Source organism: Streptomyces sp. NBC_01190 (assembly GCF_045039895.1).
Classification (GTDB): domain Bacteria; phylum Actinomycetota; class Actinomycetes; order Streptomycetales; family Streptomycetaceae; genus Actinacidiphila.
In genome coordinates this window covers 1,629,895-1,651,589 of the sequence record NZ_CP108580.1, presented here as the reverse complement: position 1 = coordinate 1,651,589, position 21,695 = coordinate 1,629,895, and the positions used below count along the sequence as shown (strand labels likewise).

Genomic DNA, 21,695 nt, shown 5'->3' with positions numbered 1-21,695 from the left:
GGGTGCGGACGGAGCCGGCCGGGGTTCCGCCCGGACGGGCGCCCGGCGCACGGGACCGTGACTCATGCGTGGCGGCTCACTCCGGGTCACTCGTCACCCTCCAGATCGCCTTCGAGGGCGAGGTAGGTCTCGCGCAACGAGTCGAGCGTGTCCGGGTTCGGCTCCGCCCACAGCCCCCGCTCGGCCGCCTCCAGCAGCCGCTCCGAAATCCCCCGCAGCGCCCACGGGTTGGACTTCCGCATGAACTCCTGGTTCTTCGGGTCGAAGACGTACTCGGCGGCCAGCTTCTCGTACATCCAGTCGTCCACCACGCCGGCCGTCGCGTCGTAGCCGAAGAGGTAGTCGACCGTCGCGGCCATCTCGAACGCGCCCTTGTAGCCGTGCCGGCGCATCGCCGCCATCCACTTCGGGTTGACCACCCGGGCCCGGAAGACACGGTGGGTCTCCTCCCCGAGCGTCCTGGTGCGCACCTGGTCGGTGTGCGCGCTGTCACCGACATACGCCTCGGGGGAGGTCCCGGTGAGATGGCGGACCATCGCCACCATCCCGCCGTGGTACTGGAAGTAGTCGTCGGCGTCGGCGATGTCGTGCTCCCGGGTGTCCACGTTCTTCGCCGCCACCTGGATCCGGCGGAACGCCGCCTCCATGTCGCCGCGCGCCGCCCGCCCGTCGAGGCCGCGGCCGTAGGCGTAGCCGCCCCAGACCGCGTAGACCTCGGCGAGGTCGGCGTCCGAGCGCCAGTTGCGCGCGTCGATCAGCGGCAGCAGACCGGCGCCGTAAGCACCCGGCTTGGAGCCGAAGATCCGGGCGGTGGCGCGACGGCGATCGCCGTGCAGGGCGGTGTCCGCGTCGGCGTGGGCGCGCACGAAGTTGGTCCCGGCCGGCTCGTCCAGCTCGGCGACCGCCCGGACCGCGTCGTCCACCAGGGAGACGACATGCGGGAAGGCGTCGCGGAAGAACCCGGAGATCCGCACCGTGACGTCGATCCGGGGGCGGCCCAGCTCCTCCGGCGGCAGGATCTCGAAGCCGGTGACCCGGCGGGAGGCGTCGTCCCAGACCGGACGGCAGCCCAGCAGGGCGAGGATCTCCGCGATGTCGTCGCCCTGGGTGCGCATGCAGGAGGTGCCCCACACGGTGAGGCCGACGGACTTCGGATAGCCGCCGGTGTCGGCGAGGTGCCGGGCCAGCAGCGAGTCGGCGAGCGCGGTGCCGACGTCCCAGGCGAGCCGGGAGGGGATCGCCTTGGGGTCCACCGAGTAGAAGTTGCGGCCGGTGGGCAGCACGTTGACCAGCCCGCGGGTGGGCGACCCCGAGGGGCCCGCGGGCACGTAACCGCCGCGCAGCGCCCGCAGGATGTGGTCCAACTCGTCGGTGGTACGGGCCAGCCGCGGTACGAGTTCGGTCGCGGCGAACTCCAGCACCCGCACCACGTCCGGCACATCGGCCCCGCCGAGCGTCTCCCGCGCCACCGCCGCCGCGCCGCCCGACGCCCAGCCGAGCTCCTCCATCGCCTCCGCGAGCCGCCTGGCCAGTCGCTCCAGCAGGTCCACGGCGTCGGAGCCGGTACGGGCCGGGCCGTCCGCGAGAGCGGTCAGCGCCGCCGGCACGGCCGCCGGTGCCCCCGGTTCGGCGAGCAACTCCTTCTCCACCAGCCCGAAGTGCTCGGCGAGCGCGGCCCGCAGACCGGGCAGCGCCGCGCCGACCCCGCCCCAGATCTGGGCCGAACGCAGCACCGCAAGCGCCAGGTTCACCCGAGGCTCGCCGACCGGACCGCCGCCGAGGATGTGCAGCCCGTCCCGGATCTGGACGTCCTTGATCTCGCACAGCCAGCCGTCGACGTGCAGCACGAAGTCGTTGAAGTCGTCCTCGTCCGGCTGCTGGTCCACGTGCAGGTCGTGGTGGAGTTCCGCGGCCCTGACCAGGGTCCAGATCTGGCTGCGGACGGCCGGCGCCTTCGCCGGGTCCAGATCGTTCACCAGCGCGTACTCGTCGAGGAGCTGCTCCAGCTTCGCCAGGTCGCCGTAGGAGTCGGCGCGGGCCATCGGCGGCACCAGGTGGTCCACCACGGTGGCGTGGCCCCGCCGCTTGGCCTGGGTGCCCTCGCCGGGGTCGTTGACGATGAACGGGTAGACCAGGGGGAGTTCGCCGAGGACCGCGTCGGGGGCGCAGCGGGCGGACAGCCCGAGGCCCTTGCCCGGCAGCCACTCCATGGTGCCGTGCTTGCCGAGGTGGACGATGGCGTCGGCGCCGAAGGTGTGGTCCAGCCAGCGGTACGCGGCGAGGTAGTGGTGGGACGGCGGCATGTCCGGGTCGTGGTAGATCGCGATCGGGTTCTCGCCGAAGCCGCGCGGCGGCTGGATCATGATCACCACATTGCCGAACCGCAGCGACGCCAGCACGATGTCCTCGCCGTCCACGTAGAGCGAGCCGGGCGGCTCGCCCCAGTGCGTGAGCATGCCGGCGCGGGTCTCCTCGTCCAGCGCGGCGAACCAGCGCCGGTAGTCGGCCACCGGCACCCGGGCCGGGGCGGCGGCCAGTTGCTCCTCGGTCAGCCACTCCACGTCGTGGCCGCCGGCCGCGATCAGCCGGTGGATCAACTCGTCGCCGTCGTCGGGGAAGTCACCGGTGACGTAGCCGGCGTCGCGCAGCGCGTGCAGCAGCCCGACGGCCGAGGCGGGGGTGTCCAGGCCCACCGCGTTGCCGACCCGGGAGTGCTTGGTGGGGTAGGCGGTGAAGACCAGGGCGACGCGCTTGTCGGCGTTGGGCTTGTGTTTCAGGGCGGCGTGCCGGACCGCGATGCCCGCGACCCGGGCGGCCCGCTCCGGGTCGGCCACGTAGACCGGCACATCGCCCTCGCCGGTCTCCTTGAAGGAGAAGGGCACGGTGATCAGCCGCCCGTCGAACTCCGGGATCGCCACCTGCATCGCCGCGTCCATCGGGGACAGCGCGGCGTCCGACTCCTCCCACGCCTTGCGCGAGGAGGTCAGACACAGCCCCTGGAGGATCGGCACGTCCAGTTCGGCCAGCGCGCCGATGTCCCACGCCTCGTCGTCGCCCCCCGCACTCGCCTCCGACGCGACGGTGCCGCCGGCCGCCAGCACGGTGGTGACAATCGCGTCGGCCCCGCCCAGCAGGCCGTAGAGCTCCGGGTCACCTCCACGAAGGGATCCGCAATACACAGGAAGGGCATTGGCGCCCCTGGCCTCGATCGCCTCGCACAAGGTGTCCACGAAGGCCGTGTTGCCGGCGAGTTCGTGGGCGCGGTAGAAGAGGACGGCGACGGTCGGGCGGCCCTCCTGGTGGGCGTACGCGCCGTGCCGGCCGAACTCCGGCATGGCGTGCGGCGGTTCGAAGCCCTCGCCGCTCATCAGGACGGTGTCGGACAGGAAGCGGGCCAGCTCGGCCAGGTTGGCCGGGCCGCCGGCCACCAGATAGCGCAACGCCTCCGCCACGACCCCGGCCGGCACGGACGACAGCGCCATCAGTTCGGCGTCCGGCACCGTCTCACCGCCGAGCAGCACCGTCGGCACCCCCGACGCGGCGAGCACGTCGAGCCCCCGCTCCCAGGTCCGCCGTCCGCCGAGCAGCCGGACGACGGCCAGATCGGCGCCGTCCAGCAGCGCCGGGAGATCCGTCTCCGGGTCCACCCGGGACGGGTTGCCGATGCGGTAGCCGGCCCCTGCCGCGCGGGCCGCCAGCAGATCGGTGTCGGCGGTGGACAGCAGCAGAACGGTGGTCATGGTGCCCCCGGTGCGATGAAGGGTAGGCCGGCGGGCGCGCCGTCCTCGATGAGCCGCAGCAGCGCGGCGGTGTCCATGTGCTCCTCGACCAGATCGCCGAGACGGTCCAACTGCGCCTCGCGCAACGCCTCGAAGACGGTGTCGGGGGCAGGCACGAAGCGGCGCCCCGCGACGGCGGCCACCTCCCGCAGGAACGCCCGGCGGAAGCCGTCGCTCTCCAGCGAGCCGTGCCAGTGGGTGCCCCAGACCGGCCCGACCCGGCAGCCGTCGAGGAACTCCTCGTAGCCGCCGTGCAGTTCGGCCACCCCGTGGTGGATCTCGTAGCCCGCCACCGGCTCGCCGTAGGCGGCGCCCACCGGCCGGGCCAGGGTCTTCTCGGCGGCGAACCGCACCCGGACCGGCAGCAGACCGAGGCCCGGCACCGTACCCGCCCTCGACTCCACGTCGTCCTCGATGAGTTCACCGAGGATCTGGAAGCCGCCGCACACGCCGAGCACCGGCCGCCCGGCCGCGGCCCGCTCCTTGACGGCGTCGGCCAGGCCCCGGGCGGTGAGCCACTCCAGCGCCCTGACCGTGCCGCGGGTGCCGGGCAGCACCACCAGATCGGCGTCCGCCAGCTCCTCCGGACGGTCCACGAACCGTACGAGGACGCCGGGTTCGGCGGCGAGCGCGTCCACGTCGGTGAAGTTGGACATCAACGGCACGGCCACCACGGCGACCCGCAGGATGTCCGCGCCGAGCGGCGCGGCCACCGCCGACTCGCGTACGGCGCCGCGCATCGACACCCGCAGGCCGTCCTCCTCGTCGATGCCCAGACCGTGGCTGTAGGGCAGCACGCCGAGGGTCGGCCGGCCGGTGAGGCCGCGCAGCATGTCGAGGCCGGGCTGGAGCAGGGCCGGATCGCCGCGGAACTTGTTGACCACATAGCCGCAGACCAGGTCCTGGTCCGCGGGCGAGAGCAGCGCGGTGGTGCCGAAGAAGGAGGCGAAGACCCCGCCGCGGTCGATGTCGCCGACCACCAGGGTGGGCAGCCGGCCGCGGCGGGCCAGCGCCATGTTCACGATGTCGGTACGGCGCAGGTTGATCTCGGCCGGGCTGCCGGCGCCTTCGCAGATCACCGTGTCGTAGCGCGCGCCCAACTCCTCCAGGCACCCCACCACCGTGTCGAGCAACTCGCCCTGCCTGCCGCCGTGGTAGCCGCGCGCGCTCAACTCGCCCACCGGCTTGCCCAGCACGATCACCTGACTGCTCCGGTCGCTGCCCGGCTTCAGCAGCACGGGGTTCATCAGCGCCGACGGCTCCACCCTCGCGGCTTGGGCCTGCATCGCCTGGGCCCGGCCGATCTCGGCTCCCTCCCGGGTCACAAAGGAGTTCAGCGACATGTTCTGCCCCTTGAACGGGGCGACCCGCACCCCTCTTCGCACCAGGAACCGGCAGATCCCGGCGGTGACCACGCTCTTGCCGGCGTCGCTGGTGGTCCCGGCGATCAGCAGACCCTTCATCGGGCGGCTCCTTCCGGCCCCAGGGCCGACAGTGCGGTCGACACCGCGAGCGCGAGCGCGCCCACGCGGCGGGAGAGCCGGACGGCCCTGGCGATGTCCGCGACCGTCGGGGCGGGAAAGGACGCGCCGAGGACCGGGCGGTGTTCGACCCGGCCTTCGTAGGAGAGCGTGCCGCCGAGTCGGCGGCGCAGGGCCCCGGCGAAGGCGGCCTCGACGGGGCCCGCGTTGGGGCTCGGATGGAACCGGGCGTCCCGGCGCCAGGTGCGGAGCGCCGATCCGGGATGCGGTCCCGCCAGCACCGCGAGCGTCGCGGTGAGCCGGGCGCCGGGATAGCCGAGGACGTCGTCGAGCCGGGCCGAGGCCCAGCCGAAGCGGCGGAAGCGGGGGGACTTGTGGCCGACCATGGCGTCCAGGGTGTTGGCCGCGCGGAAGCCGACGAGCCCGGGCACCCCGCCGACCGCGCCCCACACCAGAGCGCCCACCACGGCGTCGGAGGTGTTCTCGGCGACCGACTCCACCACCGCCCGCGCGATGCCGTCCGCGTCCAGCGCCAGCGGGTCCCGGCCGCACAGCCGGGGGAGCAGCTCGCGGGCGCCGGCCAGGTCGCCCGCCTCCAGCGCCGCCGCGACCCCCGCCGCCTCCCGGGCCAGCGAAGTGCCGCCGAGCACCGACCAGGTGGCCAGCGCGGTCAGGGCGACCGACAGCGCGGCGCAGGACCGTACGGCGTTTTTCGCCAGCACCGCGGCGCCGACCGCCCCGCCGGCGCACAGGGTCGTGTACACCGCGCCGCTGCCCCGGTCGTCCCGCCACATCCGGCGCTCCAACGCGCCGGCCGCCCGCCCGAATCCGGCGACGGGATGGCCGCGGCGCGGATCACCGGCGAGCAGGTCGCCGAGGAAGCCGAGCACGGCACCGTACGCGAACACGCGATCGGCACGCACTCGCTCAGCCCGCCGTCGCGCTCCGCGCGGACCAGCCGTCGAGGCCTTCAGGTATCGGTGCGCGCGTGCCGGGCATGCGTTAGGTCCTCACTCAGGGTCCGCGCCCTGGCTCGACGTGACCGGCGGTGAGAGTCTCCTGGCTCCCGGATCGACGCGCTCCCCGCCTTCCAGCCGGCGGACCGGCCGTGACGTACGGGTCGGGAGCGCGCTCCCCGGTGACAGTGGCGGGACCGCGCCGGATTCGCACCGGACTTCCTCTCCTGCCGCCGTATGGCTCCCGGCAGTTCACCACGCCCGCCAAACCGCGTCAACTCGCCCTTGACCTGCGCGGACGGAGCGTGGCGGGGTCCACCCGCCGGCGCGGTGCCCCGGACCAGCCAACCGGGGTCACGCGACGATGAGTTGGATGCCGTAGCCGATCGCGGCCGCGCAGGCGGCGAAGCAGAGGCAGGCGCCGGCCCGGGGCAGGGCGGCGGTCGGCCGGGACAGGCCGACCACGCCGAGGGTGAAGATCCCCACCAGGCCCACGGTCGAAACCAGGGTGACGACGAGGACGGTGCCGAGGGCGTGCCAGTCGATGGTCATGAGGAGTCCTTGGCGGGGGAGTCAGGCGGTGGTGGGCGCGGAGTTGGCGGGGCCGGGAGCCGGGGCGGAGAGCGGAGCCGGGGTGGTGGCCGTGGGGGGTTTGACGGCCGTGGTCGGTTTGCCGGGCGGCGCCACCGGAGCGGCGGTCCGGCCGGTCGCCGCCTGGCCGGGAAGCCCGGTTGCCGAGAGGCGCGTGGCCCGGGTGTTGGCGGGCGTCTTCACCAGCGTCACCGGCGTCACCGGCGCCGGCTCGGGGTCGTTGACGTTGGCGTGGGTGACCGGCTCGCGCCGGGCCGCCGCCCGGACCGCCACGCAGGCGGCGAGGGCGAGAGCGGCGACCAGGCCGACTCCCCAGGCACCCCGGTCGGCGAGCAGCGCCGCGCCCGCCGCGACGAGTCCGGCGGCCGGCAGCGTCAGGCCCCAGCCCGCGGCCATCCGGCCCGCGGTGCTCCACCGCACCACCCCGCCGCGCCGCCCGATCCCGGCGCCCATCACCGCGCCCGAGCAGACCTGGGTGGTGGACAGCGCGAAGCCGAGGTGGGAGGAGGCGAGGATGGTGACGGCGGCGCCGGTCTGGGCGCTGAATCCCTGCGGCGGCTCGATGTCGGTGAGGCCCCGGCCCATGGTGCGGATGATCCGCCAGCCGCCCAGATACGTACCGAGCGCGATCGCGCTGCCGGCCGAGACGATCACCCACAACGGCGGGTCGGAGTGCGGGGCGATCGCGCCGCCGGTGATCAGCGCGAGGGTGATCACGCCCATCGTCTTCTGCGCGTCGTTGGTGCCGTGGGCCAGGGAGACCAGCGCCGCCGAGGCGATCTGCCCGGCCCGGTAGCCCTTGGCGGTCGCCGCCGGGTCCGCCCGCCGGCTCAGCCGGTAGGTGAGGCGGGTGGCGAGCGTCGCGGCGAGCCCCGCAACGACCGGCGCGGCCACCGCCGGGATCAGGACCTTCATGACGACCGCGTCACCGTTGACCCCGTGCGTGCCGACCGAGACGAGGGTCGCGCCGATCAGGCCGCCGAAGAGCGCGTGCGACGAGCTGGACGGCAGCCCGGCCAGCCAGGTGAGCAGATTCCACAGGATGGCGCCGACCAGGCCGGCGAAGATCACCTCGGGGCGGACGCCGGCGGATTCGTCGATGATGCCGCCCGAGATGGTCTTGGCCACCTCGACCGACAGGAAGGCGCCGAGCAGGTTGAGGACGGCGGACATGCCCACCGCCGTCCTGGGCCCCATGGCGCCGGTGGAGATGGTGGTGGCCATCGCGTTCGCGGTGTCGTGGAAGCCGTTGGTGAAGTCGAACACGAGCGCGGTGGCGATCACGATTCCGATCAGGAGCGTGATGTGTTCCATGGACCCAGGATTCGTTCGGTCGGGAAGGGGCGAGCCGACCGTACGGAGATCTGATGAACGGAAGGTGAACTGGGGTCGTCTTCGCGGTGCTGATATGAACGGGTTGTAAACGTGGAGGTAAGGCGGCCGGAACGGCAGCGGAACGGAGCCGGAACGGGGGTTGCGGATGTTGCTGCCCGACGCCGTTGGCCGGGTCGGCCGGGTCAGCCGGGTGGGTGGGCCCGGTGGATCGGCCGGGTCGCCGGGCGCCGGGTCAGTGGCCGGTGAGGCGGTCGGTGAGCCGCGCCAGCGGGTGGGTGGCGGCGCTCTGGCCGGTCGACTCGCGCCGGTCGGCCGCCCGGTAGGCCGCGTACACCCCGTGCACCGCCGCCCAGCGGAAGGGCTCCGGCTCCCAGCGCCGTACCCGGTGGCCCACCCAGGGCAGCCCGGTCAGCTCGGTCGGGCCGCCCTGCCCGGAGTCGAGCCGGACCAGGTCCCGCAGGGTGCGGGCGGCCAGATTGGCGGTGGCCACCCCGCTGCCGACATAGCCGCCGGCCCAGCCGAGCCCGGTGGTCCGGTCCAGATGGACGCTCGCGCACCAGTCCCTGGGAACCCCCAGTACGCCGGACCAGGCGTGGTCCACCGCGGCGTCGGCCGTCGCGGGGAAGAAGCGCACCAGGATCGCGCGGAGCGCGGCCACCGTAGCCGCCGAGGTGCTCCCGTCGTTGTCGGTACGGGAGCCGAAGCGGTACGGCACGCCCCGGCCGCCCAGCGCGATCCGGTCGTCGGCGGTCCGCTGGGCGTACATATAGGCGTGCGCCATGTCGCCCAGGGTCTCCCGGCCCTCCCAGCCGATCGCCGCCCACACCGCGGCGGGCAGCGGCTCGGTGGCGATCATCGAGGAGTTCATCGGCAGCCAGGTGCGGCGATGGCCCGGCAGCGCGGCGGTGAAGCCCTCGGTGCAGCGCAGGAGGTAAGGCGCGCGGACCGTGCCGTACGGCGTCACCGCCGCGTGGGGGCGGATTCGGTCCACCGGGGTGGACTCGTGGACGATCACGCCGAGCCGTTCCGCCGCCTCGGCCAGCCCCCGCACGAGCTTCGCCGGGTGCACACGGGCGCCGTGCGGTGTCCAGGTCCCGCCGAGGGTGCCGGCCACCCGGATCCGGTCCGCCGACTCCGCCGCGCCCAGCAGCAGGCGGTCCTTCTCGCCGAAGGCGGTCTCCGTCTCGTGATACGCCGTGAGCCGTGCCAACTGGGCGGGGGTGCGGGCCACTTCCAGTACGCCGCCGTGCTCGATGTCCGCCTCGACGCCCTCCTCGGCGGCCACCCGGACCACCTCGCCCACCGTGTCGTTCATCGCCCGCTGGAGGGCGACCGCGGCGTCGTGGCCGTGCAGGGCCGCGTAGCGGTCGCGGCCCGCGATGCCGTTGTAGAGCCAGCCGCCGTTGCGGCCGGAGGCGCCGTAGCCGCAGAAGCGGGCCTCCAGGACGACGATCCGCAGCGAGGGTGCCGCCTTCTTCAGGTAGTACGCCGTCCACAGCCCGGTGTAGCCGCCGCCGACGATCACCACATCGGCGTCCGTGTCGCCCGCCAGGGGTGCGCGCGGGACGGGGAGGCCGGTGGCCGCGTACCAGAAGGAGACGCCGCCGTTGACGGTGGGCATAGTCGCACCTGCGAATCCGTAGCGGGTTTGTGAGCTGGCCTGGCGGTATGTCCGGGGGGTGCGCCCGAGGGTCCGGCGCCCCGGGGCCCCGTGGCCGGGACGCTACTGCCGCGCCGGCCACCCGGGCAATGAGCCGACGCCTCGACCTTGGGGTCGGCGGTGCCCCTCCAGGGGCGCGAGGACCTGCGCGCTCGGGTTGTCACCGGCCGGGTGGGGCTGTTGCTGTCGTTTCCGGACCACCGGCCGGTGGTGGATTCCTCGCGCAGTTCCTCGCGCCCCTTGCGGGGCCCGTGCTGCGCCTTGCGGTCCTTTGCCGTGCTCGCGTCGACTCTGCGGTCGGCGGTGCCCCCTCAGGGGCGCGAGGAACTGCGCGCTCGGCCGCCGCGCGCCCGCGGGTCGTCACCGGCCGGGTGGGGCTGTTGCTGCCGCCCCCGGTCCACCGGCCGGTGGCCGGTTGCTCGCGCCGTTCCTCGCGCCCCTTTGGGGCACGGTGCCCCCAGGGGTGCGAGGAACCGCGCGCTCGGTCGCGGCGGGCCCGTGGGGCGGCACCCGGCCCGGAGGGGGTGGGCCGAATTCGCTGACCGCCGGAGGCCACAGGCATTGGCAGGTAGGCCCTCATGCGCCCACACTGGAAGTGATGCGCTTGCGAACCGCCGTGGTCATCGCGGCCACAACCGTGGTGGGTGCCGGTACGGCCGCGTTGGCGGCGGGCCGGTACGGGAGCGCCCTCGCGCTCAAACCGGCCGTCGCCGGGCCCATGCCCGGCAGCCTGCTCAGGGTGCGCGCGGTCAGCCGGGACGAAGTGGTGCTCGACCGCGGCGCGGCCTCCGCGCGGCCCGGCGTCTACGGCCTGGCCGGCATAGGCGTGCACGCCACCGTCGGCCGGGTGGTCGACGAGACCGCCCACTCCGTCACCCGCCGACTGCTCCGCACCGACAAGGGCCGGCTCGCCAAGGACACCTACGTACGGATCACCCCGCAGGTCTACACCGGCGACCCGGGCAGCGCCCTCGCCCTGGAGTACGAGGACGTCCAGGTGCCCGGCGAACTCGGCCCGATGCCCGCCTGGCTCCTGCCCGCCCCGCGCGGCACCTGGGTGATCGCGGTGCACGGCGCCGGCGCCTCCCGCGCGGACACCCTGAACGTGGTCCCCACCCTGCACCGCTTCGGCCTGCCCGTGCTCGTCCCGGCCTACCGCAACGACCCCGGCGCCCCCGCGTCCCCCGACCACCTGGGCCACCTCGGCGACACCGAGTGGCACGACCTGGACGCCGCCATGCGCTACGCCGTCGACCAGGGCGCCGAGCGGATCGTGCTCTTCGGCTGGTCCACCGGCGCCACCATGGCGCTGCGCGCCGCCCAGCAGTCGCCGGTACGCAACCGGGTGGTCGGCCTCATCCTGGACTCCCCGGTCCTCGACTGGCGCTCCGCCGTCCGGGCCGCCGTCACCCAGCACCGGCTGCCCGCCCGGCTGACCCCCCTCGCCGTACGCGCCGTCGAGGGCCGCACCGGACTGCACTCGGCGCGCCACGCCGAAGCCGCCGACCCCACCAAGCTCTTCGCGCCCACCCTGCTGGTGCACGGCCCGGATGACACCTTCGCCCCCTGGGACCACAGCCGGGCCCTGGCCCGACGGCGGCCCGACGTCGTCACCCTGCACACCGTCCCCGGCGCCCCGCACGCGGCCATGTGGAATGTCGACCCGGACGGCTACGAGGAGACGCTGCGCCGCTTTCTGACACCGCTCATGTGAGCGCCGTCGGGGGCCGCGACCACTCCCGTTTGGGATTCCGGGCACTGAGCGGCGAGACTGCTCCAGTGACGTCCCGTATCCCGCGAGACACTCCGCTCCGTATCGTCCCCCGCCGGCCGCTCACCGCCGCCCGGAGGACCGCCACGACGCGCAGGCCCAGGCCTCCGCGCCCGCCCGAGGGCACGCCCTCGGTGCCCGAACTCGCCCGGCTGGCCCGCGCCGAACTCGCCGACGCCGTAAGGCTCGCCCGCTGGGCCGGCACCGGCCCGGGCATCGCGGGACCGAACGGCATACTCGACGGTGCCACCCTCAAGGAGGCCGCGGGAGAGCTGGATTTGACGGCGGGCCAGATCCGGGCCGCCTGGGACCGGGCCCGGCTGGCCGGCCTCATCGAACTGCACGGCGGCGCGGCCCGGCCCGGCTGGCGGCTGCGCGCCTGGGACAACGACGACACCGCCGTGCTGCGCGGCTGGGTGGCCCTCTTCGACGCCTGGTCGCTCGCCCACCCCTTTCTGCCCGACGGCGGCGCGGCCGACACGCTGGAACCGGTCGGCAGCGACCCCGCGCTGGTCGCCGAAGTCATCGAGGCCGCGCCGCAGTTGCTCTCCTTCCTGCACCTGTCGAACGGCCCCGTGCCGATAGACACCCTGCTCGACCTGCTGCGCCAGCGCGTCGCCGAGCTGCGCTCCGAGCGCCACGAACCGCCCACCGACGGCGCGCACGACCCGCTGCCCACCCTGCTGGAGTGGACGCTGGAGGCGGCGACCCAGGTCGGCGCGCTGCGTCCGCGCGACCCGCGCCGCCCGGACGAGGTCACCCTGACCGAGCTGGGCAGTTGGGCGGTCTGGGTCAAGCTGGAGCAGATCTGTGTGGCCGCGCAGGGCCCGGCCGGGCATATGGAGCAGTCCGCCGAGACCATGCTGCGCGCCTGCGCCCGGCTCTCGCCCGGCACGGCCCGCGCCGAGTACCGCGCGTGGCTGGCGGCCCGTCCGGTCGCCCCCGCGGTCGCCGAACTGCTCGACACCGCGCGCGGCGACGACGCCCTGCTGCGCGGCCTCGCCTTCGAGGCGCTGCGGGTGGTCGGCGACCCGGCCGAGGCCGCGGTACGCGCGGTGGTGGACGAACTGGTGCTGCGCCCGTACGCGGTGCTGTGGATCGCCGAACTCGACGGCAGCGACCCGGACGACGCCACCGGGCTGCTCACCCGCGAGGAGGCCACCTGGCTCTGGGTGGACACCGCCGCCGCGGTGGCGGACCACGGCGAGGGCCATCTGCTGGTGAGTCATCTGGAGACCGCCGTCCAGGGTTCGGTGCCCGGGCTGCTCGACGAGGTCCGCACCGTCGGCCACCCCCGTACCGTCCAGGTGCTGGTGGCGCTCGCCGCGGCCCACCCCGATCCGGCGGTGGCCAAGGCGATGCGCCGGGCGGCGTTCCAGGTGCACACCGGCGAGGCCTGACCGGGCCGCCGCGCGGGCGGGGTCCGCGGCGGCCCGATGCCCGCCCGCGCCCGGGATGTCGGCGCGGGCGGGCATCGGGCACCAGCCGCCGGGGCGGCACCCGTCGACCGGCTCCGGCGAACCCCGCTGCCGGGCCCCAGTAGACTGGTGCCCATGGCAGTTTTCCTCCTTGATTAGCCACGGCGTACGACCTCGACGCCCCCTGACCGTCGTCCGCATGCCCTGGAGCTTTTCCCGTGATCACTGCCACCGGTATCGAGTTGCGCGCCGGCGCCCGCATCCTCATCGAGTCCGCCTCCTTCCGGGTCGCCAAGGGCGACCGCATCGGCCTGGTCGGCCGTAACGGAGCGGGCAAGACCACCCTCACCAAGGTGCTGGCCGGCGAGGGCCAGCCCGCCGCCGGCTCGGTCGCCCGCAGCGGCGAGGTCGGCTATCTGCCGCAGGACCCGCGCACCGGCGACCTGGAAACCCTCGCCAGCGACCGCATCCTCTCCGCCCGCGGCCTCGACACCGTGCTGCGCAAAATGCGGGAGAACGAGGAGCGGATGGCCAGCGGCAAGGGCGCCACCCGGGAAAACGCGATGAAGAAATACTCGCGGCTGGAAACGGAATTCCTCACCAAGGGCGGCTACGCCGCCGAGGCGGAGGCGGCCACCATCGCCGCCGCGCTCGGCCTGCCCGACCGGGTGCTCGGCCAGCAGTTGCACACCCTCTCCGGCGGTCAGCGGCGCCGGGTGGAGCTGGCCCGCATCCTCTTCTCGGACGCCGACACCCTGCTCCTGGACGAGCCCACCAACCACCTGGACGCCGACTCCATCGCCTGGCTGCGGGACTACCTGAAGACGTACCGCGGTGGATTCATCGTCATCTCCCACGATGTGAACCTCGTGGAGACGGTCGTCAACAAGGTCTTCTATCTGGATGCCAACCGCTCCCAGATCGACATCTACAACATGGGCTGGAAGCTCTACCAGCAGCAGCGCGAAGCCGATGAGAAGCGGCGCAAGCGGGAGCGGGCCAACGCCGAGAAGAAGGCCGCCGCGCTGAATTCCCAGGCCGACAAGATGCGCGCCAAGGCCACCAAGACCGTCGCCGCGCAGAACATGGCCCGCCGCGCCGAGAAGCTGCTCTCCGGCCTTGAGGCGGTCCGGGCGTCCGACAAGGTCGCCAAGCTGCGCTTCCCCGACCCCGCGCCGTGCGGCAAGACCCCGCTGATGGCCAGTGGACTGTCCAAGTCGTACGGATCGCTGGAGATCTTCACCGACGTCGATCTGGCCATCGACCGCGGTTCACGGGTGGTCATCCTCGGTCTGAACGGCGCGGGCAAGACCACGCTGCTGCGGCTGCTCGCCGGGGTGGAGAAGGCCGACACCGGCGAGGTCACCCCCGGCCACGGGCTCAAGCTCGGCTATTACGCGCAGGAGCACGAGACGCTCGACCCGGAGCGGAGCGTGCTGGAGAACATGCGGTCGGCCGCCCCCGACACCGATCTCGTGGAGATCCGCAAGATCCTCGGCTCCTTCCTCTTCTCCGGCGACGACGTCGACAAGCCCGCGGGTGTGCTCTCCGGCGGCGAGAAGACCCGGCTGGCGCTGGCCGCGCTCGTCTCCTCCAGCGCCAATGTGCTGCTGCTCGACGAGCCCACCAACAACCTGGACCCGGCCAGCCGCGAGGAGATCCTGGGCGCGCTGCACACCTTCACCGGCGCGGTGGTGCTGGTGACCCACGACGAGGGCGCGGTGGAGGCGCTCCAGCCGGAGCGGATCATCCTGCTGCCGGACGGCGTGGAGGACCTGTGGGGCCAGGACTACGCGGATCTGGTCGCGCTGGCCTGAGCCGGGCGGGTGTCCAAGGGGTGGACGATCATGCCGATTCGATCTTTCGGCCCATCGTTGATCCTTCATCTGCATGAGTCCGGCTGGTACCCGCTGTCGGCGTGGCCGGCCCCTCGGGGCCGGCCGCCGATCAGCGGTGTGACCTAGGCAAACTCCTTACCAACCCCGGCTGACCTGCCGGTATTGCGGGCGGTGTGTTCTGCTGCCGGAAAATGCTTGACGCAAATACTTCTTCGCACCCCGGTCGCGGACGCTATCGCGGCATTCAGCGCGCGAATGTCTGCGGGACGGACCTTGCCGAATGGGTGGCCAGGATCGCGTCGAGGGGTGATCATGAGAGTTCCATAGCGCACTTCCCTAGAGGAGGCACGGGTGGCCGAGACTCTGAAGAAGGGCAGCCGGGTAACCGGCGCCGCGCGCGAGAAGCTCGCGGCAGACCTGAAGAAGAAGTACGACTCCGGTGCGAGTATCCGGGCGCTGGCCGAGGAAACCGGCCGCTCCTACGGATTCGTGCACCGCATGCTGAGCGAGTCCGGCGTGACCCTGCGCGGGCGCGGCGGCGCGACACGCGGCAAGAAGGCCACCGCGGCCTGACCCCTCGAAGGGGGCCGGGCCACGTCCGCCGGACCATCGTGGTTACTCTTCGGTAATCACGTTCAGGTCCGCTCGGAGGTCTCCCGATGCCCCAAGACAACATCCTGCTCGAACGTGACGGGGTCCGGCTCACCGCCGACGGCTCCGTCGCCTATGTCACCTTGTGCAACGCGGCCAAGCGTAACGTGCAGTCGCCCGCTCTCTGGCGGGCGCTGGGCGAGGCGGGCCGGCTGTTGCCTGGGCAGGTGCGGGTCGTGGTGGTGCGCGGCGAAGGGGTGTCCTTCTCCGCGGGGCTCGACCGGCAGGCGTTCACGCCCGAGGGCTTCGACGGCGAGCCCTCGTTCCTGGACCTAGCGCGCGGTTCCGACGCGGAACTCGACGCGACCATCACCCAGTACCAGGAGGCGTTCACCTGGTGGCGGCGCACCGACCTGATCACGGTGGCCGCCGTCCGGGGCCACGCCATCGGGGCCGGTTTCCAGCTCGCGCTCGCCTGCGATCTGCGGGTCTGCGCCGACGACGCGCAATTCGCCATGCGGGAGACCAGCCTGGGCCTGGTGCCCGACCTCACCGGCAGCAAACCGCTGGTCGACCTGCTGGGGTACGCCCGCGCGCTGGAGATCTGCGTCACCGGCCGCTACATCCACGCCCCGGAGGCCGAGCGGACCGGTCTCGCCAACCTGGTGGTCCCCGCCGCCGAACTCGACGCGGCCGTCACCGACCTCGTCGGCGCCCTGCTGGCCGCCCCCCGGGACGCCGTCAACGAGACCAAGGGGCTGCTGCGTGGCGCCCCGACCCGGACCGAACCCGAGCAGTACGCCGCCGAGCGGGCGGCCCAGGCCCGGCGGCTGCGCGATCTGGCGGGCCTGGGGGAGTAGGGCGGACTCGTGCGGACTCAGCCCACGTCCGTGACCACCACCACGGTCGTCACCGGACCCGGCGCGGCCGGAGCGGCGGCGGCGGTGACCGCCTCGGCGACCGCGCGGGCCACACGCAGCGCCACCTGACCGGGGGCGACCGCGATCTGGACCTGGACATGCCGGGCCGTGGGATCCCCCTGCGGGACATCACGGACCCGGACCCCGGAGCCGAGGCCGGTCAGCCGGTGGGTGAGGCACTGGACGCCCGGCACCGCCAGGGCGGCGGCCTCCAGCGCCTCGCGGCCGCCCGGCCGGGCGGCCGGGCTCCCGGGCGGCGCCCCTTCCGGCGCCGGCACCACGACCCCCTCGACCACCCCCGCCGCCACCCCGGCGGCCATCTGGTCCGGGGACCCGCCGGCGCTGCCGGCCGGCAGCGCCGGCGGATCCTCGTCGAGCAGCCCGGTGATCCGCAGATCGACCGCCGCCACCATCAGGCCCAGACCCTCCTGCGCCCGGCCCCACAGCACGTCCCGCAACCGCTGGGCGGTCAGCGGCAGCGGCTGGTCGGCCGCCGCCTCGAAGGCCGCCTCCACCCGTACCGGCAGATGCGGCAGCGCGCCCACCGGCGCCGCGGCCGGCAGCTCCGCCGTGTCCCACTCGACCACCAGCACCTCGACCTCGCGCAGCCGCACGCCGTGGAGCCCGGCGGCGGTCCGCCGCAGCGACTCCACCGCCGCGCTCTCGGTGATCCAGGCCGTGTCCGCTGGGCCGCCCAGCGGAATCAGCCGCCCCAGTGCGAGCTGCTCCCGTACAGTGCGGGTCAGCCGGTCCACCCGGTCCATGGTCATCAGGCATCGCCTTCCACACGCCGACCACTCGTTCGGGGGGTCGGCTCTACCCTCTGGCCGCATCCCCGGAGCGCTTCAGGGCACGTCCACCTAGTGTGGAACACGGAGCAGCCCAGACGAAGGGACGACTCGCGATGACCGAGGCACAGCAAGGAAGGCCGGAACCCGACGACGCGTCATACGGCGGCGAGAGCAGGACGCTGGAGAAGGGCACGGCCGGCTCCAGCGGCCGTAAGGCGCTCGGCGCGCCGGCCAGTCGGGGCCGTACCACCATCGCCGACGGCGTGGTGGAGAAGATCGCCGGCCTCGCCGCCCGGGATGTGGTGGGCGTGCACGCCATGGGCACCGGGCTCTCCCGTACCTTCGGCGCGGTGCGCGACCGGGTGCCCGGCGGCCGGACCTCGGTGAGCCGCGGCGTCAAGGCCGAGGTCGGCGAGGTGCAGACCGCGCTCGACCTGGACATCGTGGTCGACTACGGGGTCTCCATCGTCGATGTCGCCCGCGCGGTGCGGGAGAACGTGGTCGCCGCGGTGGAGCGGATGACCGGCCTCGAAGTGGTCGAGGTCAACATCGCGATCGGTGATGTGAAGCTCCCCGACGAGGACGACGAGGACGACCGTGAGCAACGCGTCCAGTAGCGCCCCCGGCGGCACCGGCGGCACCGCCCCGACCACCGGATCCGCCACGGACCGGACGGCACAGAAGGACCAGAGGACTCACGAGCGAACTGACAAGAGGTCGCAATGGGCGGGATGAGCAACGCTGTGGTCGGTCTGGTCTACGGGATGACCCTGGCCTTCGCCGGGTTCTTCGGCGGATTCGGGGCCTTCTGCCTGGTCGCGTTCCTCGGCGCGGTCGGCTTCGTCGTGGGCAAGTACTTCGACGGTGACATCGAGCCCGGTGACTTCTTCCGGCTGCGCGACCGGGACCGGGACCGTGACGGTGACCTGGATCGCCGTCGTGACCGCGACCGCGGCCGGCTGCGCTGATGACGGCGGCCGTGCCGACGCGGACCCCCGCCGGGGACCGGGGTTCGCTGCGGATCGCGGACCGGGCGATCGCGCGGATCGCCGCCCACGCCGCCGGTGAGGCGCTCGCCGACGCGCCCGGCGCCGAACTCGTGCCGCGCGCGGCCGCCCCGCAGGCCTCGGTCTCGGTCCGCCGCAACACCGCCCGGCTGCGGATCACCGTCGAGCTCGGCTACCCCGTCGATCTCGGCTCGGTGAGCCAGACGGTACGCCGTCATGTCGTCCGTACGGTGGAGGCGTTGACCGGAATGGGGGTGCCGGAAGTGGCCGTCGAGATCGAGCGGCTGCACTCGGTGACCGCCCGCCGGAAGGACGAGGGGAGGGTGCGGTGAGCCATCTCGACCCGGCTGAGGGGTCCGACCCGGACCGCGAACCCGCGCGGGACCGGCCCGCCGCGGCCGGCCTCGCCACCACCGTTCCCGAGCCGGCCGGCGCCCACCAGGAGGAGCAGCCCGACCAGCAGGCGGTGGCCCGCGACGCCAAGCGGTTCTGGGCCGAGCGCCGCGTGCCCGCCGCGATCACCGCCCTGCCGATCCTCGGCCTGGCCGTGCTCTTCCTCGTCGACGTCATCAACGTACGGGCCGGCAACAAGGCGATGAGCTGGCGCAGGTCGCTCGCCCACCAACTCGCCACCCGCCACCTGGACGACACCTGGATCATCCTGGGCGCCTCGGTGTGCGCGGCGATCGGCCTGTGGCTGCTGGTGCTCGCCTGCACCCCCGGACTGGGCGAGGTGCTGCCGATGGCCCGCCGCGGGCCGACCGGGATCCGCGCCGGGCTCGACCGGCGCGCCGCCGCGCTCGTGGTGCGCGACCGGGCGATGGAGGTGCCCGGCGTCCGCTGGGCGAAGGTCACCGTGGGCCGCCGCCGGGTCAGGGTCCACGTCGCCTCGCACTTCCGCGATCTCACCGACGTACGGCAGGACATGGACGCCGCGGTGGCCGAGGCGGTCCGGCAGCTCGGCCTCGCCAGGCAACCGCGGCTGCGGGTGCGGGTGCAGCGCGCCGACAAGAACACGTGAGGAGAGGCCGATGCGTCGAGCCACCGCCAACCGGATCCTGCTGGGCCTCGTCGGCCTGCTGCTGCTCGCCCTCGGCCTGGCCGTCCTGATCGGCAGCTCCGACCTCCAGACCCACTGGGACTTCAGACTGCCGCCCGCATGGCCTTTCAGCGGCCCCAAGGACGTCCTGCTCACCAACCACGACCGGACCCTCTACACCTCGGACGACTGGTGGTGGCCGGTCGGCATCGCCTTCCTGTCCGTGATGCTGCTCGCCTCCCTGATCTGGCTGCTGGCCCAGCTCCGCACCGGGCGGCTGCGCCAGTTGCGGATCGACACCGAGGACGAGCAGGGCGCCCTGATCCGCGGTCAGGCGCTGGAGCGGGTGCTGACCGACGAGGCGGAGGCGTACGACGGCGTGGAGTGGGCGGGTGCGACCATCCTCGAACGGGACGGCGCGCCGCGGGCCCGGCTCGTGCTCGGCCTGGCCCCGCACGCCACCCCGCGCGATGTCGTGGCGGGCCTGGACGACGAGGTGCTGGCCAACGCCCGCACCTCGGCCGCACTGCGCGAACTCCCGGCCGAGGTACGCCTGCGAGCCGTCCGGCACCGCGCCCGCCGGGTCAGCTAAGTGGCCGGCAGGCCGCCGCCCGAGCCCGACAGGGTGAGCGCGCTGTTGACCAGGCCGACATGGCTGAAGGCCTGCGGGAAGTTGCCGAGCTGCCGGCCCGCCACCGGGTCCCACTCCTCGGCGAGCAGACCGACGTCGTTGCGCAGTGCCAGCAGCTTCTCGAACAGCTCCACCGCCTCGTCCCGCCGGCCGGTGGTGTGCAGCGCGTCGGCGAGCCAGAACGAGCAGGCCAGGAAGGCGCCTTCGCTGCCCGGCAGGCCATCGGAGCCGGCCGTGGGGGAGTAGCGGCGGACGAAGCCGCCGTGGTCCAGCTCGCGGCGCACCGCCTCGACCGTACCGAGCACCCGGGGATCGCTCGGCGGCAGAAAACCCACCTGGGGGATGAGCAGCGTCGCCGCGTCCAGCTCGGCCGAACCGTACGACTGGGTGAAGGTGTTGCGCTCGGCGTCGTACCCCTTCTCGCACACCTCGGCGTGCACCTTGTCCCGCATCGCGCGCCAGCGGGTGGCGTCCCCCTTGAGCTTGGGGCTCTGCTCCAGGGTGCGCACCGCCCGGTCGGCGGCGACCCACGCCATCACCTTGGAGTGCACGAAGTGCCGCCGGCCGCCGCGCACCTCCCACAGACCCTCGTCCGGCTGCTGCCAGGCGGACTCCAGGAAGTCCATCAGGGCCCGCTGCATGTCCCACGCGTGCGGCTCGTCCTTCAGACCGCGCTCCCTGGCCAGGTAGAGGGAGTCGAGCACCTCGCCGTAGACGTCGAGTTGGAGCTGGCCGGCGGCGGCGTTGCCGACCCGGACCGGCCTGGAGCCCTCATAGCCCTTGAGCCACGGCACCTCGTACTCGGGCAGCCGCCGTTCGCCCGCGATGCCGTACATGATCTGGAGGTCGGCCGGATCGCCGGCCACCGCCCGCAGCAGCCAGTCCCGCCAGGCGTGCGCCTCGGTCTTGAAGCCGCCGGCCAGCAGCGCGTTCAGGGTGAGCGCCGCGTCCCGCAGCCAGCAGTAGCGGTAGTCCCAGTTGCGCACCCCGCCGATCTCCTCCGGCAGCGAGGTGGTCGCGGCGGCGACGATCCCGCCGCTGGGGGCGTAGGTGAGCGCCTTGAGGGTGATCAGCGAGCGCAGCACGGCGGAGCGCCACGGGCCCTCGTAGGCGAATCCGGCCGCCCAGGCGTCCCAGTCCTCCAGGCTGTGCTGGAGCGCCTGATACGGGTCGAGCTGGGCCGGCCGCTTCTCGTGCGAGGGGTGCCAGGTGAGCACGAAGGCGATCTTCTCGCCCGCGCTGACGGTGAAGTCCGCGTAGGTGCGCATGCTGCGGCCGTGCATCGACAGCGGTGGGACGCTGCGCAGCCACACCGAGTCGGGTCCCGCGATCGCCACCCGGTGGCCGTCGGTGCGCCGCATCCACGGCACCACGGTGCCGTAGTCGAAGCGCAGCGCCAGCTCGCCGCGCATCTCGACGGTGCCGGTCAGCCCCTCCACGATCCTGATCAGATCGGGGGAGCGGTCGCGCTGCGGCATGAAGTCGGTGACCTTGACGGTCCCGGTGGGGGTCTCCCAGAAGGTGTCCAGGACGAGCGTGTCGCCCCGGTAGCCGCGGTGGTCGCAGCGTTCGGCGTCGCGCGGGGCGAGCCGCCAGCGGCCGTTGTCGTGGTCTCCGAGCAGGGCCGCGAAGGACGCGGCCGAGTCGAAGCGGGGCAGGCACAGCCAGTCGATGGAGCCGTCCTGGCCCACCAGCGCTGCCGTTTGCAGATCACCGATGAGCGCGTAGTCCTCGATACGTCCTGGCACGTGTCGCTTCGCCGCCTTCGTGGGTCCGATCGCCGTCCGGGCCGCCGCCCGCCGTCTCCGGCGCCGCGTCCCGGCTTCCGGCCCGCCCGGCGGTGCTGCGACCGTTCGGCGCGGTGCCGTACCCGGCATTGTCCGACGT

18 protein-coding genes and 1 riboswitch are annotated in these 21,695 nt (G+C 73.6%); of the genes, 10 read left to right on the top strand and 8 right to left on the bottom strand.

Annotated elements, in window-relative coordinates; translation table 11 throughout:
* Positions 1–86: 86 nt before the first annotated feature.
* The 6 genes from cobN to OG519_RS06985 form a co-directional block, all read right to left on the bottom strand.
* Complete coding sequence (gene cobN / locus OG519_RS07010) at positions 87–3,740, bottom strand: cobaltochelatase subunit CobN (protein ID WP_405580056.1); 3,654 nt, start codon at positions 3,738–3,740, stop codon at positions 87–89.
* Positions 3,737–5,242 carry a cobyric acid synthase gene (locus OG519_RS07005; protein ID WP_405580054.1) on the bottom strand — a complete coding sequence of 502 codons (1,506 nt, stop codon included), beginning with the start codon at positions 5,240–5,242 and terminating at the stop codon, positions 3,737–3,739. The genes cobN and OG519_RS07005 overlap by 4 nt, the downstream gene beginning before the upstream one ends.
* On the bottom strand, positions 5,239–6,183 hold the full coding sequence (locus tag OG519_RS07000) for a cobalamin biosynthesis protein (RefSeq protein WP_405580051.1): 945 nt from the start codon (positions 6,181–6,183) through the stop codon (positions 5,239–5,241). Before OG519_RS07000 ends, OG519_RS07005 begins: the two co-directional genes overlap by 4 nt.
* A 129-nt stretch (positions 6,184–6,312) precedes the next feature.
* A riboswitch (cobalamin riboswitch) is annotated at positions 6,313–6,442 on the bottom strand.
* 128 nt (positions 6,443–6,570) lie between these two features.
* A complete protein-coding gene (locus OG519_RS06995) occupies positions 6,571–6,768 on the bottom strand; it encodes a hypothetical protein (protein ID WP_405580049.1) in 198 nt (65 codons plus the stop codon).
* A gap of 21 nt (positions 6,769–6,789) precedes the next feature.
* Positions 6,790–8,121: an inorganic phosphate transporter gene (locus OG519_RS06990; protein WP_405580047.1), complete on the bottom strand. Its 1,332-nt coding sequence runs from the start codon at positions 8,119–8,121 to the stop codon at positions 6,790–6,792.
* Between the two features lie 253 nt (positions 8,122–8,374).
* The gene (locus tag OG519_RS06985) at positions 8,375–9,763 is read right to left on the bottom strand and encodes an NAD(P)/FAD-dependent oxidoreductase (RefSeq protein ID WP_405580045.1); all 1,389 of its coding nucleotides are present in this window, start codon (positions 9,761–9,763) and stop codon (positions 8,375–8,377) included.
* 637 nt (positions 9,764–10,400) lie between these two features.
* On the opposite strand from OG519_RS06985, the gene OG519_RS06980 reads away from it, so the two are divergent.
* From OG519_RS06980 to OG519_RS06960, 5 genes are all read left to right on the top strand, one after another.
* Positions 10,401–11,516 (top strand): alpha/beta hydrolase, encoded by a 1,116-nt coding sequence (locus OG519_RS06980; protein WP_405580043.1) that lies wholly within the window; start codon positions 10,401–10,403, stop codon positions 11,514–11,516.
* 65 nt (positions 11,517–11,581) lie between these two features.
* Entirely contained in the window at positions 11,582–12,973 is a 1,392-nt protein-coding gene (locus tag OG519_RS06975; RefSeq protein WP_405580040.1) for a hypothetical protein, read from the top strand.
* Positions 12,974–13,209: 236 nt separating this feature from the next.
* A complete protein-coding gene (locus tag OG519_RS06970; protein ID WP_405580037.1) occupies positions 13,210–14,808 on the top strand; it encodes an ABC-F family ATP-binding cassette domain-containing protein in 1,599 nt (532 codons plus the stop codon).
* Positions 14,809–15,180: 372 nt separating this feature from the next.
* Complete coding sequence (locus OG519_RS06965) at positions 15,181–15,402, top strand: helix-turn-helix domain-containing protein (RefSeq protein WP_177246478.1); 222 nt, start codon at positions 15,181–15,183, stop codon at positions 15,400–15,402.
* Between the two features lie 86 nt (positions 15,403–15,488).
* Positions 15,489–16,280 carry an enoyl-CoA hydratase/isomerase family protein gene (locus OG519_RS06960; protein ID WP_405580034.1) on the top strand — a complete coding sequence of 264 codons (792 nt, stop codon included), beginning with the start codon at positions 15,489–15,491 and terminating at the stop codon, positions 16,278–16,280.
* Between the two features lie 17 nt (positions 16,281–16,297).
* Here the strand turns inward: OG519_RS06960 and OG519_RS06955 are convergent, their stop codons facing one another.
* Positions 16,298–17,110 carry a hypothetical protein gene (locus OG519_RS06955; RefSeq protein ID WP_405580031.1) on the bottom strand — a complete coding sequence of 271 codons (813 nt, stop codon included), beginning with the start codon at positions 17,108–17,110 and terminating at the stop codon, positions 16,298–16,300.
* A gap of 134 nt (positions 17,111–17,244) precedes the next feature.
* On the opposite strand from OG519_RS06955, the gene OG519_RS06950 reads away from it, so the two are divergent.
* The 5 genes from OG519_RS06950 (at position 17,245) to amaP (ending at position 19,769) form a co-directional block, all read left to right on the top strand.
* Positions 17,245–17,748: an Asp23/Gls24 family envelope stress response protein gene (locus tag OG519_RS06950; RefSeq protein WP_405580028.1), complete on the top strand. Its 504-nt coding sequence runs from the start codon at positions 17,245–17,247 to the stop codon at positions 17,746–17,748.
* Positions 17,749–17,862: 114 nt separating this feature from the next.
* Positions 17,863–18,099 carry a hypothetical protein gene (locus OG519_RS06945; protein ID WP_405580025.1) on the top strand — a complete coding sequence of 79 codons (237 nt, stop codon included), beginning with the start codon at positions 17,863–17,865 and terminating at the stop codon, positions 18,097–18,099.
* On the top strand, positions 18,099–18,470 hold the full coding sequence (locus tag OG519_RS06940; protein WP_405580023.1) for an Asp23/Gls24 family envelope stress response protein: 372 nt from the start codon (positions 18,099–18,101) through the stop codon (positions 18,468–18,470). Before OG519_RS06945 ends, OG519_RS06940 begins: the two co-directional genes overlap by 1 nt.
* Positions 18,467–19,159: a DUF6286 domain-containing protein gene (locus OG519_RS06935; protein WP_405580020.1), complete on the top strand. Its 693-nt coding sequence runs from the start codon at positions 18,467–18,469 to the stop codon at positions 19,157–19,159. The genes OG519_RS06940 and OG519_RS06935 overlap by 4 nt, the downstream gene beginning before the upstream one ends.
* Before the next feature lie 10 nt (positions 19,160–19,169).
* Entirely contained in the window at positions 19,170–19,769 is a 600-nt protein-coding gene (gene amaP, locus OG519_RS06930; RefSeq protein WP_405580017.1) for an alkaline shock response membrane anchor protein AmaP, read from the top strand.
* Here the strand turns inward: amaP and OG519_RS06925 are convergent.
* Positions 19,766–21,556 (bottom strand): glycoside hydrolase family 15 protein, encoded by a 1,791-nt coding sequence (locus OG519_RS06925; RefSeq protein WP_405580014.1) that lies wholly within the window; start codon positions 21,554–21,556, stop codon positions 19,766–19,768. The genes amaP and OG519_RS06925 overlap by 4 nt on opposite strands.
* Positions 21,557–21,695: the final 139 nt, after the last annotated feature.